A 15,096-nucleotide genomic window follows, 5' to 3' on the forward strand; every position below is an offset into this window, starting at 1 on the left:
CATGCCACAGGATCTCGATGCTCTGAGAGCCGCCGTCGCCCGCCTCGAGCGGCACGAGGCGACACAGCCCGCGCCAGGCATCGCGCTCGGCCCCGATCTTCCTCATCTCACCCTGCAGCGCGGCGCCTATCATGAGATCCTGGTGGCGGATCCCGGTGCAGCCCTCGGCTTCGCGGCCTGCGTCCAGGGGCAAGCACACGGAGAGTCTATCTGGATTTCCGGAAATCCAGATTTCTGGCCAGGCGGGCTCGCGGCCTTCGGCGTCGCATCCGGCCAGCTTGTCTTTGTCAAAGCGACGTCCTTGAAAGACGGGCTCTGGGCCTTCGAGGAATCCCTTCGTTCGCGCGGCATCGCCGGCGCGGTCCTCGTGGTCGACGGTCCCGCGCCCGATCTGGTCGCGGGGCGGCGCCTGCAGATCGCGGCCGAGACGGGGGGCGGGATCGGGCTGCTGCTCATGCCGGATACCGATCGCCTCTCGCCTTCCGCCGCTCGCAGCCGCTGGCGCCTCGGCGCCTTCCCCCGTGGATGGGACGTCACCTTGCTCCGTGGCGCCGGCGGCCGGTCCGGTCGCTGGCAGGTCGCCTGGGACCGAGAGTGCCGTGAGCTGCGTCCTCTTCAGCCGGCCCCGGATCGCCGGAATGCTGCCGGACACCGCGCGTGAGGGGGCGTCGGTATCTCGCCCTGCATTTCCCGCAGCTAGCGGCCGACCGCGTGCGGCGGCAGGAGCCGGCGCTTGCCGGGCGTCCACTCGCCACCTGGGCGATGCAGGGCAATCGCCGGCTGCTGACCTCTGTCGATGCGCCGGGAACCGCGCTTCGCGCCGGCCAGGCGCTGGCCGATGCGCAGGCAATTCATCCCGACCTGGTGCTGCGCGACGCGGACCCGGATGGAGATGCTGCCTTTCTGGAGCAGCTGGCGCTCTGGGCGCTCCGCTTCACGCCGATCGCCGCCGTCGACGCGCCGGATGGCCTGATCCTCGACGTCACCGGCTGCAGCCATCTCTTCGGCGGCGAGGCGGCTCTCCTCGACCGGATCTCCTTGAACCTCCGCCAGTCCGGGCTCACGCTCGCCGGCGTCATCGCCGATGGCGCAGAAGCGGCCGCCAGCCTCTCCCGCGCCGGGATGGATGGCCTGACTGTATCACCGGGTGGCGATGTCGCCGCCGTCAGCCCCCTCCCCCTCGCAGCGCTCCGCCTGCCGGCGGACTGCCTGGTCGCTCTGAACCGCCTCGGTCTCCATCGCGTCGGGGATCTGTTGCGCCAACCGCGGGCTCCCCTCGCGCGCCGTTTCGGGCGGAGCCTCATGGATGTGCTCGACGCACTGACCGGCGCGCGGCCGCGGCTCCTCGCCTCTATCCGGCAGCCCCCAGAATTCGTCGAGACGGTGGAGTTTCTGGAGCCGATCGTGACCCGTCTCGCGATTGACGTCGCGGTCGACGCGCTGCTCGACCCCCTGTGCCGTCAGCTGGCCGATGCCGGCCAAGGCGCGCGCCAGGTCACGCTGCGCGCCTTCCGGGTCGATCGGGTGGTGCAAGAGATCACCGTTGGCACGGGCCTGCCGACGCGCACGCCGGCGCATCTGCGCCGCCTCTTCGCGAACGAGCTCGAACGTCTCGAACCGGATCTCGGGTTCGAGCGGATGAGCCTCGAAGCGGGTTCCACGAATGACATGATCGCGGATCAGCGAGGCCTTGCCGAAGACGGGCTCGATTCAGCTGGGCGGGCCGAAGCGCTGGCACAGCTGATCGATCGTCTTGCGCAGCGGCTGCCTGTCTGGCGGCCGGCGCCCGTGGAAAGCCATTGGCCCGAACGCGGGGTGACATGGGCTTCACCCTTCGACGCCGTTCCCGATCTGCCGGCACGGTCGCCCCTTCCCGCGCCCGTGCGCCTCTTGCACCGGCCGGTGCCAATGATGGTCCTGGCTGAGATCCCGGCCGGCCCGCCGCTCCGGCTGCGCCTGAATGGGGCGGTGCATGACGTGGCCCATGCCGAAGGGCCCGAGCGCATCGAGCCGGAGTGGTGGAAGGACCCGGAGCGTCGCAGCGGCCGGGACTACTACCGCGTGGAACTTGCCTCCGGCACGCGTCTCTGGATCGGCAGGATCGCGGCCCTGCGGCCGGATCGGCCGCTGCGCTGGTTCCTGCACGGCTACCTCCCATGAGCATCGGCTTCGCCGAAGTCGGGGCGCGGACAAACTTCACCTTTTTGGATGGCGCCAGCCACCCGGCCGAGATAGTGGCGACCGCCGCGGCGCTCGGGCATGCGGGGATCGGCATCTGCGACACGAACAGCCTGGCGGGGGTTGTGCGCGGCCATGCCGCAGCGAAGGAGATTGGCCTCCCCTTCATTGTCGGCACCCGTCTCGTTCTGCAGGATGGCGCGGCCTATCTCGTCTGGCCCACCGACCGCGCGAGCTATGGGCGCTTGACGCGCCTGCTGTCCCTCGGACGGATGCGGGCGCCCAAAGGCACCTGCGAGATCACCCGCGCGGAGATGTTGGAGCACGCCCAGGGATGGGCGATGGCCGCGGTTTCCCCTGCAGCGCCGGATGCCCCCTTCGCCGCACGGCTGGCAGAGGATGCGGCCGATCTGCGAGACCGTCTGGCGCGGCCGCTCTTCTGCACGGCGCCGATCCTCCTCGATGGCGCGGATCAACGACGCCTCGCCATCCTCCAGCGAATGGCGACCGTCGCAGGCGGCGGGCTCCTGGCGACGACGGATCCGCGCTTTCATCATCCCGATCGGCGCCGGCTGGCCGACGTGCTGACGGCCATCCGTCTCGGGTGTCCGGTCGATCGCATCGGCTTTGCCGCCGAGCGCAACGGCGAGCGCTGCCTCAAAGGCATGGTCGAGATGAACCACCTGTTTCAGGATCATCCGGAAGCTCTTGCGAACACCCTTCGCGTGCTCGAAGCTGGGCGCGGCTTCTCGCTCGACGAGCTGCGCCATGAATATCCGGATGAGATCCTGGAGCCCGGGCGCCCACCCCTCGCGACGCTCACCGATCGCGTGCACGAGGCCGCCACCAGGCGTTGGCCGGAGGGTGTGCCGGCGGACATCCAAGCCCGCATCGATCATGAGCTGACGCTGATCGAACAACTCGACTACGCCGCGTACTTCCTGACCGTCGACGAGGTGGTGCGTTTCGCGCGGAGTAAGGGCATCCTATGCCAGGGGCGCGGCTCTGCCGCCAATTCGACGATCTGCTACGTGCTCGGGATTACCGCCGTCGATCCCTCCAAGCACGACCTGCTGTTCGAACGCTTCGTCTCGGCGTCGCGCAACGAGCCGCCTGACATCGACGTGGATTTCGAGCATGAGCGGCGCGAGGAGGTCATCCAGCACATCTACGATCGCTATGGCCGGGACCGAGCGGCAATCGTTGGCACCGTCATCCGCTATCGCGGCCGAAGCTCCATTCGCGAAGTGGGCAAAGCGCTGGGGCTATCGGAGGACGTGACGGGCCGGCTGGCCAAGGCGGGATGGGGCCCGGGCCGAGATGACAGCCTCGCCGATCTCGCGCAGCAGGAGGGGCTCGATCTCTCGGATCGTCGGCTGTCGATGACCCTGGAGCTTGCGGCCGAGATCCAGGACTTCCCACGCCACCTGGCCACCCATGTCGGCGGCTTCGTCATGAGCCGGGGACCACTGACGGAGATGGCCGTCATCGGCAACGCGGCGATGGCCGGTCGCACGGTACTCGAGTGGGATAAGGACGACGTCGACGCGCTGCAGCTGCTGAAAGTCGATATCCTCGCCCTCGGCATGCTATCCTGCCTGCGGCGGAGCTTCGAGCTAATGCGCCTGCATCATAGACGCGACCTGGATCTCGCCGGCGTGCCCCGTGATTGCCCCGAGACCTATGCCATGCTGCGGCGGGCGGATTCCGTCGGCGTCTTCCAGGTCGAGAGCCGGGCGCAGATGGCGATGCTGCCGCGCCTCCGGCCCGAGGTATTTTATGATTTGGTCGTACAGGTGGCGATCATCCGTCCCGGCCCGATCCAGGGTGACATGGTCCACCCGTATCTGCGCAGGCGATGGGGCCTGGAACAGCCCGTCTATCCCAAGCCGAGCCCCGAGCATGGGCCTGCGGATGAACTCAAGAACGTCCTCGGCCGCACGCTCGGCGTGCCACTCTTCCAAGAGCAGGCGATGCGGCTCGTCGTGGTCGCCGCAGGTTTCACGCCGGACGAGGCGGACAGACTGCGGCGCGCCATGGCAACCTTCAAGCATACCGGCGGGGTGAGCGCGTACCGGGAGAAAGTCATCGGCGGCATGGTCCGCCGCGGCTACGATCCAGAGCTTGCGGAGCGCGTCTTCAAGCAGATCGAGGGGTTCGGCTCCTATGGCTTTCCGGAAAGCCATGCGGCGAGCTTCGCCCATCTCGCCTATGCCTCCTCCTGGCTCAAATGCCATCACCCCGCGGTCTTCGCGGCGGCGATCCTGAACAGCCAGCCCATGGGCTTCTATGCCCCGGCGCAGCTCGTCGAGGATGCTCGGAAGCACGGCGTCGAGGTACGGCCGGTCGACATCAATGTGAGCGACTGGGATTCCACGCTGGAGCGCGAACCGACCAGCGCGGACGACCACGCTCTGCGCCTTGGCCTCCGCCTGGTGGCGGGGCTTCCGGAGGAGGATGGGCGCCTCATCGTCAAGGCCCGCCGGACGGGCAACGGCGTGCCCTATGGTTCGGTGGAGGATGTGTCGCGGCGAACGGGCGTCGGCCGCCGCGCGATCGAGGCACTGGCCGAAGCGGACGCCTTCGCGAGCCTAGGCCAAGGCCGGCGATCGGCCATGTGGGATGCGAAAGCGGTGGAGCGACACATCCCGCCGCTGCTGCGCCTGGTCGAGAACACCGTCAGCGACACCCCTCTGCTGCCGGAGCCTGCAGCGGATCTGCCCTCCGAAACCTCCGGCCAGGCGATCGTCACCGACTTTGCCGCGACGGGTCTCTCACTGCGGGCCCACCCGCTTTCGGTGCTGCGGCCGAAACTGGCCGCCCTCGGCTATCACGACACTCGCCGGCTCAACTCCGCCCGCCCCGGGACATCGATCCGCTTGCCCGGCCTTGTCCTGATGCGCCAGCGGCCCGGCACCGCGAAGGGCATCGTCTTCTTGACGCTGGAAGACGAGTTCGGGATCGCCAACCTGGTCGTCTACGCAAATATCGGCCAGCGCGATCGCGCCGCGCTGATCGGGGCAAAGCTCATGGTGGCAGAGGGCCGCATCGAGCAGGAGACGGAGCATTCCGAAGTGCCGATCACCCATCTGATCTGCCGCAAGCTGCTCGATCGCAGCGACCTGCTGACTCGTCTCAATCAGAGCGCGGATCGTGCCGCTGACCAGGGAGAATCAACCCAGCCACCCGTGCGCGGGGGACCCTCATACGCCTTCCCACGCAGTCGAGATTTTCACTGAGCGCGTTCATCTCCCCAGCTTCCGGCGAGGGCGACGCAGGCACCTCGGCAATGTCGAGGTTGGGGGGATTCCTGTCGGTCAGCTTGGGAGCAACCTGGCGGAAAAAGCGGACCTATCCCAAAGGCTAAGACTGTCGCATGAATCCTGACACTCGCGACAGACGAAATTGACCCAAAGCGGCCAATGGTCCTTGTGAAGCGACCGCACCAAAGCGGACGCACAATTGCCGCAGAATTTATCGGTTGATATGGTGAGGCCCATGCATCCTCCGACCTCATTCGAGACCGAACGTCTATATCTTCGTCCGGTAGAGCATGACGACGCGACACTGATCTTTGAGACTTACGCAGGCGAGGAGGAGCCAACTCGCTATATGGACTTCCCTCGACACCGGGAGTTAGCTGAGTCTGAGGCATTCACAGAACGCTGCGTTCGATGCTGGGCTTCCGGCGCCGCCTTTCCCTGGGCGATCTTTGCGAAGCAACCGATGAAGTTTATGGGGGTGATAGAACTTCGTCTCTCCCCGCCGAAGGCCGACTTTGGCTACATCATAGGAAAGTCTTTCTGGGGGCGGGGTTTCGCAACGGAAGCTGCGAAAGTGATCGCAGATTGGACGATGGAGCAACAATCTATTTATCGCTTATGGGCGACGTGCCACCCGGACAACGTTGCATCCGCCAGAGTGCTAGCGAAGGTGGGACTGATGGCGGAGGCGACGCTCGCTAATTGGGTTGCGCGGCCGCAACTCGGTGAAGTAGCCGGCCCGAGTGTTATGTTCGCTAGGTTGAAACAGGGATAGCTGATGGGCTGCTGCCAACGGGCGAGACAGAGGTTGTCGCGCTTGCTGTGAATTATGCGACATCCTCGTCGTTCAGAGGCCATATGATGTTCTCACGTCGCACATCATTGTCGCTGGATACGATCTCTTGCGACAGAGATGCGCGACGTCCAATAACAATGACAGCTTTCGGGTGCTGTCACCGCTAGAACGAGCGCCCGCAATGGGTCGATACCCGGCGTTCCGGTATCGTTGTGGACTGCGATTTACAATAGGACCGATTCTGGCTGGCCGTCAGAGGCTCCCCCAAATCATCATTTGAGGCCATCTCGTCTGACTACCAAAAAAGCGCTTTATACGCACCTTTCGTGCGCGGTTACCGTGACCGCTCGCAAATTCAGTGCTGTCAAAGGGCTGAAGCCGGCAGCCGCGCGTAATCCAAAAATTAGGGGGCGAAATCACCATCGTCGCAGCAGTGGGCGCGGTTCTGACCTGGATGAGCGCGTCTTGTCAGCGCCACATGCTGCGCATGCGCGCACCGATGTCGATCTTGACCTGGCTGAGGGCAGCCTGCCGTGCGACTTGGGTCGCAAGCACTGGCCAATTCATCTGCTCGAACAACGGTAGCAGGCTGGCGGGAATGAAGCGCGAGCGAGAGGCGTAAACGTGCCGGTCTCCGAGGGTCGGTTGGCCGTAGGTGAAGAAGCGATGCGGGGTGACCAGGTGCAGCGTGTCCTTGGCCCGCGTCATTGCGACATAGAGCAAACGGCGCTCCTCTTCGATCTCCGCTGTCGTGCCGGTGCCGAGATCCGACGGCATGCAGCCGTCAACTACGTTCAGCACGAAAACCGACTTCCATTCCTGGCCCTTGGCGGAGTGGATCGTCGAGAGGATCAAGTAATCCTCGTCCAGGAGCGGCACACCCGCCTGGTCGCTCGTGGCATCCGGCGGGTCAAGGGTCAGGTCGGTCAAAAAGCGTGCACGTGACGGATAGCCAGCGGCGATCTGCTCAAGCTGTAGCAAGTCAGCGTGCCGGACCTCCGCATCCTCATGCATGCGCTCGAGATGCGGCAGATACCAAAGGCGCGCCGCGCCTATCTCCGCCGGCCAGACTGGATTTGCCGAGCGCGACCGCAGGAGCAGTTGGACAAGGTCCGTCCACGCCTCTCCCGCTCGAGGAGGCGGCGCGATCGCGGCGAGCGAGCCGATCGGGTCCACCTGAGCAGCCATGGCGTCAAGGACGCGCTGCGCGGAGGCCGGCCCCACGCCGGGGAGCAGCTGGAGGACGCGGAAGCCGGCCACGCGGTCGCGCGGATTTTCGGCAAACCGGAGCAATGCCAGCAGATCCTTCACATGCGCCGCATCTAGAAACTGGAGGCCGCCGAACTTCACGAAGGGAATGTTGCGTCTCGTCAGTTCGATCTCGAGTGGGCCGCTGTGGCTGGAAGTGCGGAATAAGACCGCCTGCTGTTTCAGGTCCGTCCCACCCTCGCGATTATCCAGCACACGTTCCGCCACGAAGCGTGCCTGGTCTGCCTCATCCCGCACACTGACCAACATGGGCAGCTCAGCCGACTGCCGATCGGTCCAGAGGTTCTTCGTGAAGCGCTCGGCAGCCAGGCCAATGATCCCATTGGCCGCGGCTAGGATGGGTTGGGTGGAGCGATAATTCCGGTCCAGGGTGATGACGGTCGCTGGCGGGCTGAACTGTGCCGGGAAGTCGAGGATGTTCCGCACCGTCGCCGCGCGAAAGGCGTAAATCGACTGTGCGTCATCGCCCACAACCGTCAGGCCGGCGCCTCCAGGCTTCAACGCGAGCAGGATGCTCGACTGAAGCCGGTTGGTGTCCTGATACTCGTCCACCAACACATGATCGAACCGATCGCCGATATGCGCCGCCAGGGCGGGATCGCCGACCATCTGTGCCCAATAGAGGAGGAGGTCGTCGTAATCGAGTACCCCTTGGGCTTGCTTCGCTTCCACATAGGTCGCGAACAAATCCCGGAGCTGCGCCTCCCAGGCGCCGCACCAGGGGAAGTGCGCCTGCAGCACCGTAGCGAGCGGCATCTCAGCGTTGATGGCCCGGGAGTAGATGGACAAGCAGGTAGCCTTCGTCGAGAAGCGGCTCTCGGTCTGGGAGAAGCCCAGCTGATGGCGGAGCAGGTTCATCAGATCCGCCGAGTCTTCTCGGTCATGGATGGTGAAGTTGGGCTGCAATCCGATCTGCTCCGCGTATTCCCGCAGCAGCTTGGCGCCGATCGCGTGGAAGGTGCCCGCCCAGGTCAGCGCATCCGTCATCACCCCGGCCTTGGCGCCGAGCACCTTCCCGCAAATGCCTTCAACCCGGTGCGTCATCTCGGACGCAGCCCGACGAGAGAAGGTCATCAGCAGGATGCGGCGAGGATCAGCCCCATTGACGATCAGATGGGCGACGCGATGTGCCAGGGTGTTGGTCTTGCCGGACCCCGCGCCAGCGATCACGAGAAGTGGTCTTGCCGTCATGCCACTTGCCTCCCCCCCTGCCGGCACACCATGTTCGACGGCCTGACGCTGCTCTGGATTGAGTTTGGCGAGATAATCGAGGGGCATCTATGAGCAACCGGAGCAGAAGGGACCGCTAATCAAGCATGTTTCTTGTTTTGTTCACAAGGGCACTCGTCAGGCTAACGCGGTAGACGATGGGGCCGTCGGAGCCTCGGCTGGTGCCACCTTCAACGCGGCGGCCAGTAGCGGCTGGGCTCTGGCGTCGGTAGATCAGGAGGCACTGCGGCTTCCGTCGGCGACAATGCAGGGAAGGGATCAACGCCGACCAAGTGGCTAAGCGTGGCGATCGAGACGATACGGCAATCTGGCGACATGCTGTTGGTGCAAATCCAGGCACCCGATCGGCGTGTGCTCGGGTCATAGATGGCTTTCCAGGTCGCGCCCGGTATCTGCACCCGCCCATTCTGTGTCCACGCGTCGCCCGGACGGAGCCAGGGGCCAGTCACCATGTAAAGTTCACCGTCGCGCTCCGCGAGGCGGCGCACCGCGCTTTCAATCCCTTCCCAGATGCCGCGGTTCAAAGCGGGCGCTTGTGGCACGACATTCGCCATGGAGAAGGTCTCATCCTTGGCTCGTCGGCTCGCGACGTCGCCCGCCGGCGTCATGTGGCCTCTATCCCAGCCATGGTCATAGTCGCGCGGATATGCGCGATCCTCTGCGGAAAGCATTTGCTCGGGATGGAACGAGCCTGCCCGCGGCGTATGCGGCGCCCGCCGGGCATATCGGGCCGACAGGTGCTCGGCTGACCAAATGGGATCGCGCGCCACGCCCGAGACGAGGGCCGCGAAGGCGGTAAAGCAGATCTCTGTCCGCCGCCCCGGCTGCTGGGCGCTCGTGGTCGGTGGCTTTCCATCGAGAAAGAGCCGGGAGCAGTCACCTGCACTGGCCGTGGCTGGAAGCACGAGAAGTATCCAGACGACAACCAGTTGGAAGAGACGCATCACGCTACCTCACGCACCAGAGGCCTCGCGACGACACTGTCGAACCATGGGTGGCAGAAAGTTAGTCGGCTCGTCATCTTCAGCGTCGAGCCGTGTCATCGCGGACGCCGTGTGTTCTGCTTGTGCCGATTAGCTGAGCGGCTTTGTTACGAAACGCGTCCAACTCGCTCGGCCCCAGGCGGGCGACCTCTTGCACGGCGTCCCAGAAATTATCCGCGGTGCTATCGACAGTCGCAAGCTCGGCCACTCTTCGGGCACCTATGGAAAGCGAAGGGCTTCGCAAGCCATGAACGCAGAAGCGGGCGCGCTGACAATCGCGGGTGTCAAGCGCGTCGTTCAATTTAAAAAGCCAGTCCATCCCGCTGGTGACATACTCGTCGATGAGGGTCAGAAGACCGTCGTCATTGAACGCACGGCGGAGACGCTCAATGAGCTGGACGTCAAGCACCGAATCCGCGGTCATGGCATCGCTCGTTCCTTGCTCATCCAATGGCGGACGGCATCGAGCAAGTCCTCGCCACTAATTGGCCTGACAAGACGCGCAACAAAACCCACATCGAGGCAGCGGCCGAGGGTTTCTTCCGATGGATCCGCGGTGAGTGCAAGCAGCGGGATTCTCTGGTCTTCTGGCGTCGCTGCTCGATATGCCGCAGCAGCTTCAAGACCATTCATCTCGGGCATATTGATATCCAAGATGGCAAGGTCGAAATGAAGAGAGCTCAGCGCGTCTACGGCGGCTCGCCCCGTGTCCACGTCGGTCACCGCATGACCGCCCTGCTCCAGGAATTTGGTGATGACGGCTCTATTTATCGCGTTGTCGTCGGCCAAGAGGATATGGGACGGCTCTATCTCGTGGCCCCGCTCGCTCGGAGTGAAGCCGAATCTGACAGTGCGAGAGGAGATCAAGCGAACCATGCGCCGAACATCTTCGTCGTCTGCCGCTGGTGAAAGGGCGGAGAAGCACATCCGGTACGCAACGTCCGGCAGTTTCACTGAGTCGGCGACGATGACAATCGGTCGTGTGCGCGACAGCGCGTCCACAGTTTCGCTTTTGCTATCCTGGCAGTGTCTGAGGACCTGATCGTCGACAAGCAATGCATCCCATCGCTCTGCGACAAGGCTAGGGGAGATGGGAGCCTCGACGGCATCAAGCGTCGCCCCCGCGAGACGCAATTGCTGGCGAAGACCTGAAGTGAGCCATCTCTCCGGATCCACGGCGGCAAACCGCAAGCGTTTTTGGGGTTGATCGGAGGATTCTGCTCCTAACGGCAGGGGTAGACGGACCCAGAAGGTGCTACCCTGCCCGACCTCGCTCCTGACACCGATTTCTCCACCGTGGAGGCGGACTAGCGCTCTGCAGGTGGCAAGGCCGAGGCCCGCTCCACCGTATTTGTCAACAATCGTGGAGTCAGCCTGTGTGAAGGTGCCGAAGACCTTGTCGATCGCTTCTGGAGCGATGCCAATGCCGGTGTCGGCAACCTCGAACAGCAAGATGCTCTCGCCGGCAATGCTCACTTTCTCCTGCCCAACGGTCAAGCCGACGCTGCCGCCTGATGATGTAAATTTCACAGCGTTCGCGAGGAGATTGTTGATGATGATCGTCAGCCGTGCCTCGTCGCCGACGACCATCGGTGGAACTTCGCTTCCGACGAAGAGATTGAGACTTACCTGCTTTTCGTCATAGACCGTGCGGTTAATGGATACGATCTGCGTCAAAAGTCTCGGAAGATTGAAAGACGCGGATTTCAGAGTCAGTCCACCTGCCTCGATCTTTCCGAAGTCAAGCATGCCGTTCACGAGTGAAAGGAGATTGCGACCAGCTGCCGAAGCGGTAGCAAGCATCTCCTTCTGCTCCTGGTTAAGTGCGCTCCGTGCCAAAAGCTCGTTGACCCCAAGGAGAGACGTGAGAGGCGTGCGTATTTCATGACTGACGCCGGCGATCATCATTGTCTTGGATCTGTTGTCGGCGCTTAAAGCCTCGTTCGCCACCAATGCTTCTCGCGTGATTCGCTCATCGCGCCAAATGACCCAAAGAAGCCAAGCGAGCACCAAAAAAAAGGCGACGTTTACGAGGAAGGCGATCTCGAAGAGCTTTGTCAGCTCCACGAACGCTGCCTGCATATTCGTATCGACGGAGCTGTAGAAAAAGCTCGCATACCGCGTAACTTTATGTCTGAACTCTTCAAGAATGTCGATGATCTTGGCTGAGACGTTCGGCTCATAGACGTGCGGAATGAGTTGTCGAACAAGCTTACTCGCTGCAAACAGATCCTGGATCACCTTGATCTGAGCGGGATCAGACGCCGCGATTTGTGTGTACTGCGGACCCATCAGCTCCTTGGCGCGTCCCTCTAGGATTTGCGCCCATAGATTCAATTCTGCCAATGATCCACCCGGCAGATGAGCCACATGGAGTGCCACGATAGACTCGAGGCGGTAGACTTCGATTGCGGCCTGGCTTGCGTCTGCGCCGAGTTCGTATGCATTCGCTCGATGAACGGCGTGATATTGCCGTACGACGAGATACGACGATATGCCCGAACCCACTAGCAAAAGCGTTGCCGCTGTCGCGAGGGTCCAGCGAAGTCGGCTTCTGCGGCGCTTGCGGGTGGGGGAATCCTTAGGAGATGTCAAGACGCTGTAGCTGCCAAACGCTGCGGCCATAATAGAGGTTGTTGTTGAGGATCGGCCTGGAATCAAAGGGGTAAACGATCCAGAGAGGCCCGCGATCGACAACGTTGAGGTAGGAGCCGTCCCGCTTATAGGCGAGAAGCACGCCATACTGATGGAAATCAGAAACGGGAAGCTCGACAAAGTAGTCGTCAAGGCCGTAAGCGCGCACGTGCTGTCCGGTGCATACGACCTTTTGCATCAAGGCATCCATTGGCACGCCTTCGAACACACTTTTCCCAGCATCCCAAGGCGTGCCTGTCTTGAAGCTGGCGTCGCCAATCGCCTTCAGAGCCGCGAGGTCGAAGGACTGGGGCGAATGGGCGATCTTCCCAGTGATTTCAAGGATCGGTCCTGTCGGCGCGGTTACGGTGTCGGCATCGGCCGTGCGCGGAGCGAAGCCACGCGCGAGCGAGGCGGCCGCAACGAACGCGGACAAAAAACCCCGTCGAGCAAGCATGTTCCTATTGTCCCAAAAACTGCCCTTGTGCGACACGCTCCACGTGAGCGAGAGCGGCATTGGCGCCACGGGGAACACCCTTGAGCGTCACGTATCGATAGACCGGGCGGTTGTTCGAGACCCGGCGAACCAGGGCGACCCCGCTATGGTTTCCGTCGCACACCGCGTAGAAGCAGTGTTCGGGCTTTGCGCCCCAGGAGAGAGCAAGACGGTAGAGCGCGGCGGGAGGCCAAGGCCGAATATGCGTCGGGTCATCCCAGAAGCTGTTATAGCCCTGGCCTTCAACGTCCGGATCGCTTGAGAGTAGCAGTGTATCCTCACTCGGAGCTTCGACGTAGATCAGCCCTCCCGGCCGAACGGCTTCGACCCATGTGCCGAACACAGCCACTCCATCCGGACAGTGTTCCAGCACGTTGGAAGCGACGAGCAAATCCGCGCCGCGCAGTGGCAGCGACGCCGCCAAGCCCGCGAGCCGCATAAAACGCGCATTTTCTGGACGTCCCGGCGGTTCGCCGAATGGATCTACACCAACAATGTCCAGGTCCGTACGCCCGAGGGAGCTCGCAAGTGCCGCCACCGTCCAGTTGAAACACCCATAGTCGACGACGAAGGCACCATGGGGCAACTCCGCAATAGTCTGCGGCAGGAGGTCCGTCGGCTGCTGAAACCGCTCGAAGTTCGACAAGCGCTTTTCGCGAGGCAATGGGATCGCTCCGGCTATCGGAGCCATCTTAGCTTGGGTCATCAGGTTTCCCCTCTTCATCATCTGCGGCGCCTTGGAAGATAGGCAGCCTTTGCAGGAGGCGTCGGATAAGAGCCTTCTCCTTCGGGTCATCAATTCTGGCCGCAAGGCGACCAAGGGTTATGAGGTCCTCCAGTTCCGGCGGCACTGATTGTTCAGCGGCGGCTATCCCTGGTGGCTCAACCGGCTTCACCTGCGCGTCCGCGACCGTCGGGCTTGCGGACGGCTCGAGCTCGGTTTGGCTGCAGGGCGGGAGGTCCTGAAAGAAGTAGGCAATCGGGACGCCGAAGATGCTTGCAATCTCATACAGCCGCGCCGCGGGGATCCGATGTTTTCCATGCTCGTATTTGCTGATCTGCATGGAAGAAACGCCGAGGCGCTCGCTGAGCTGCACCCCGGTCCACTCGAGTTCCCGACGCTTCTTGCGCAGTCTGCTACCGACTGCGAGGTCGATCGCGGATGCCTCGCGGTCCGAGCTATTCAGGCTGCCCTTTTCCAAGTCAGTCATCACCGGGGTTCTAAGTCGTGATTTTACAGGCAACGGACTCTTCCAACGCACGGGTTAGCTGTTGAAGTTCATCTTCAAGGCAACGAAGGATGATGGGGCCGGTGGTCGAGAAATACCTCGGGTGAAAGTCATTCGCGATGTCATAGAACTCGCGAATGTTCACGCCGCCGAAGCTCAGGCTCGCGCTACTCAGACTGCGAAGCTGTTCGCGAAATGCTTGCGCATCTCCGCACTTGACGGCCTCGGTCATGTAACCAAGAGCACTGTCCACATCTGCCTTCCAAGCAGCGAGCAGTTCCTCATTGTCGACCATCCGCAGGATACTGCTGTGAGCATCGGGGAGCAGTCGGAGGCCTTTCTGGTCCGGATGGTTCTGCTTCTGCATGCGGATTAGATGTCGAACCGCCGCAGCAAGTGCGCCTTCCGGGAGCGGGTGCGTGAGAAAGGCATCGGCACCAACCTGATAAGCCTCGTCACGGAGGGATGGCGAGTCATCACCCGACATCAGAATCAGAGGCACGCGCGTGTGGCGCTGAGACTGGCTCTCTTCCTTGCGAATGAGGGAAACCGCATCCTGGCCGCCTATCCCAGGCATGAAGACGTCGATGACAGCGGCATCAAAGGGTTTACCCGACTGAAACCGTTCAACTACGTCCTCGCCCGACGACATCCTGACCGTGTCAAATCCTGCGACCGACAACGAGCGCTCAACGATCAATAGGTTGGTGCGATTGTCGTCAGCAACAATCACGGTTGGTCGAACATCCACACTTCTCTCCACTTCAGAGCCGGTGTCCTCGCCAATGAGTGGGTTTTCGCCCAGAGGCGTTTCACGATGCAACCTTTGCGAAGGAAATCTGCGCAGCTAGCTCCTCAAAAAGATGTGAACCCCATCGCGTTGCAGCGGCTAACCTCTCGGGTTAACAACTTGTCTTACGAAATCGGGGGCATTGATTGCATTTGTCAAGGTTTCGACCGATGTCGATGCAACAGGTTGATTTGCCTTTGTTCAGCACGCGATCCGCTTGGCGTCGCT

The 15,096-nt window shown here is 62.7% G+C and carries 12 protein-coding genes; 4 read left to right on the plus strand and 8 right to left on the minus strand.

Annotated features, from left to right (window positions below):
* Position 1 precedes the first annotated feature (1 nt).
* The 4 genes from ACYQ6W_RS19570 to ACYQ6W_RS19585 all read left to right on the plus strand — a co-directional run bounded on the left by ACYQ6W_RS19570 (position 2) and on the right by ACYQ6W_RS19585 (position 6,216).
* Positions 2 to 661, plus strand: a complete 660-nt coding sequence (locus ACYQ6W_RS19570; protein ID WP_459677687.1) for an ImuA family protein — start codon at positions 2 to 4, stop codon at positions 659 to 661.
* Positions 658 to 2,160, plus strand: a complete 1,503-nt coding sequence (locus ACYQ6W_RS19575; protein WP_459677688.1) for a Y-family DNA polymerase — start codon at positions 658 to 660, stop codon at positions 2,158 to 2,160. Before ACYQ6W_RS19570 ends, ACYQ6W_RS19575 begins: the two co-directional genes overlap by 4 nt.
* Positions 2,157 to 5,417 carry an error-prone DNA polymerase gene (locus tag ACYQ6W_RS19580; RefSeq protein ID WP_459677690.1) on the plus strand — a complete coding sequence of 1,087 codons (3,261 nt, stop codon included), beginning with the start codon at positions 2,157 to 2,159 and terminating at the stop codon, positions 5,415 to 5,417. The genes ACYQ6W_RS19575 and ACYQ6W_RS19580 overlap by 4 nt, the downstream gene beginning before the upstream one ends.
* Before the next feature lie 259 nt (positions 5,418 to 5,676).
* Positions 5,677 to 6,216 carry a GNAT family N-acetyltransferase gene (locus ACYQ6W_RS19585; RefSeq protein ID WP_459677691.1) on the plus strand — a complete coding sequence of 180 codons (540 nt, stop codon included), beginning with the start codon at positions 5,677 to 5,679 and terminating at the stop codon, positions 6,214 to 6,216.
* Between the two features lie 489 nt (positions 6,217 to 6,705).
* Here ACYQ6W_RS19585 and ACYQ6W_RS19590 read toward each other — a convergent pair whose 3' ends face one another.
* The 8 genes from ACYQ6W_RS19590 to ACYQ6W_RS19625 all read right to left on the minus strand — a co-directional run bounded on the left by ACYQ6W_RS19590 (position 6,706) and on the right by ACYQ6W_RS19625 (position 14,829).
* Complete coding sequence (locus tag ACYQ6W_RS19590) at positions 6,706 to 8,784, minus strand: ATP-dependent helicase (RefSeq protein WP_459677692.1); 2,079 nt, start codon at positions 8,782 to 8,784, stop codon at positions 6,706 to 6,708.
* Between the two features lie 122 nt (positions 8,785 to 8,906).
* Positions 8,907 to 9,680: a DNA/RNA non-specific endonuclease gene (locus tag ACYQ6W_RS19595; RefSeq protein WP_459677693.1), complete on the minus strand. Its 774-nt coding sequence runs from the start codon at positions 9,678 to 9,680 to the stop codon at positions 8,907 to 8,909.
* A gap of 79 nt (positions 9,681 to 9,759) precedes the next feature.
* Positions 9,760 to 10,143, minus strand: a complete 384-nt coding sequence (locus tag ACYQ6W_RS19600) for a hypothetical protein (RefSeq protein WP_459677694.1) — start codon at positions 10,141 to 10,143, stop codon at positions 9,760 to 9,762.
* A complete protein-coding gene (locus ACYQ6W_RS19605) occupies positions 10,140 to 12,101 on the minus strand; it encodes a hybrid sensor histidine kinase/response regulator (RefSeq protein ID WP_459677696.1) in 1,962 nt (653 codons plus the stop codon). Before ACYQ6W_RS19605 ends, ACYQ6W_RS19600 begins: the two co-directional genes overlap by 4 nt.
* 199 nt (positions 12,102 to 12,300) lie before the next feature.
* Positions 12,301 to 12,810 carry a putative pterin-binding protein gene (locus ACYQ6W_RS19610; RefSeq protein ID WP_459677697.1) on the minus strand — a complete coding sequence of 170 codons (510 nt, stop codon included), beginning with the start codon at positions 12,808 to 12,810 and terminating at the stop codon, positions 12,301 to 12,303.
* Between the two features lie 4 nt (positions 12,811 to 12,814).
* Positions 12,815 to 13,576: a methyltransferase domain-containing protein gene (locus ACYQ6W_RS19615; RefSeq protein ID WP_459677698.1), complete on the minus strand. Its 762-nt coding sequence runs from the start codon at positions 13,574 to 13,576 to the stop codon at positions 12,815 to 12,817.
* Positions 13,542 to 14,060: a helix-turn-helix domain-containing protein gene (locus ACYQ6W_RS19620; RefSeq protein ID WP_459677700.1), complete on the minus strand. Its 519-nt coding sequence runs from the start codon at positions 14,058 to 14,060 to the stop codon at positions 13,542 to 13,544. Before ACYQ6W_RS19620 ends, ACYQ6W_RS19615 begins: the two co-directional genes overlap by 35 nt.
* A gap of 10 nt (positions 14,061 to 14,070) precedes the next feature.
* The gene (locus ACYQ6W_RS19625) at positions 14,071 to 14,829 is read right to left on the minus strand and encodes a response regulator (RefSeq protein WP_459677702.1); all 759 of its coding nucleotides are present in this window, start codon (positions 14,827 to 14,829) and stop codon (positions 14,071 to 14,073) included.
* Positions 14,830 to 15,096 lie beyond the last annotated feature (267 nt).

It is taken from the genome of Acidisoma sp. 7E03 (assembly GCF_054665075.1).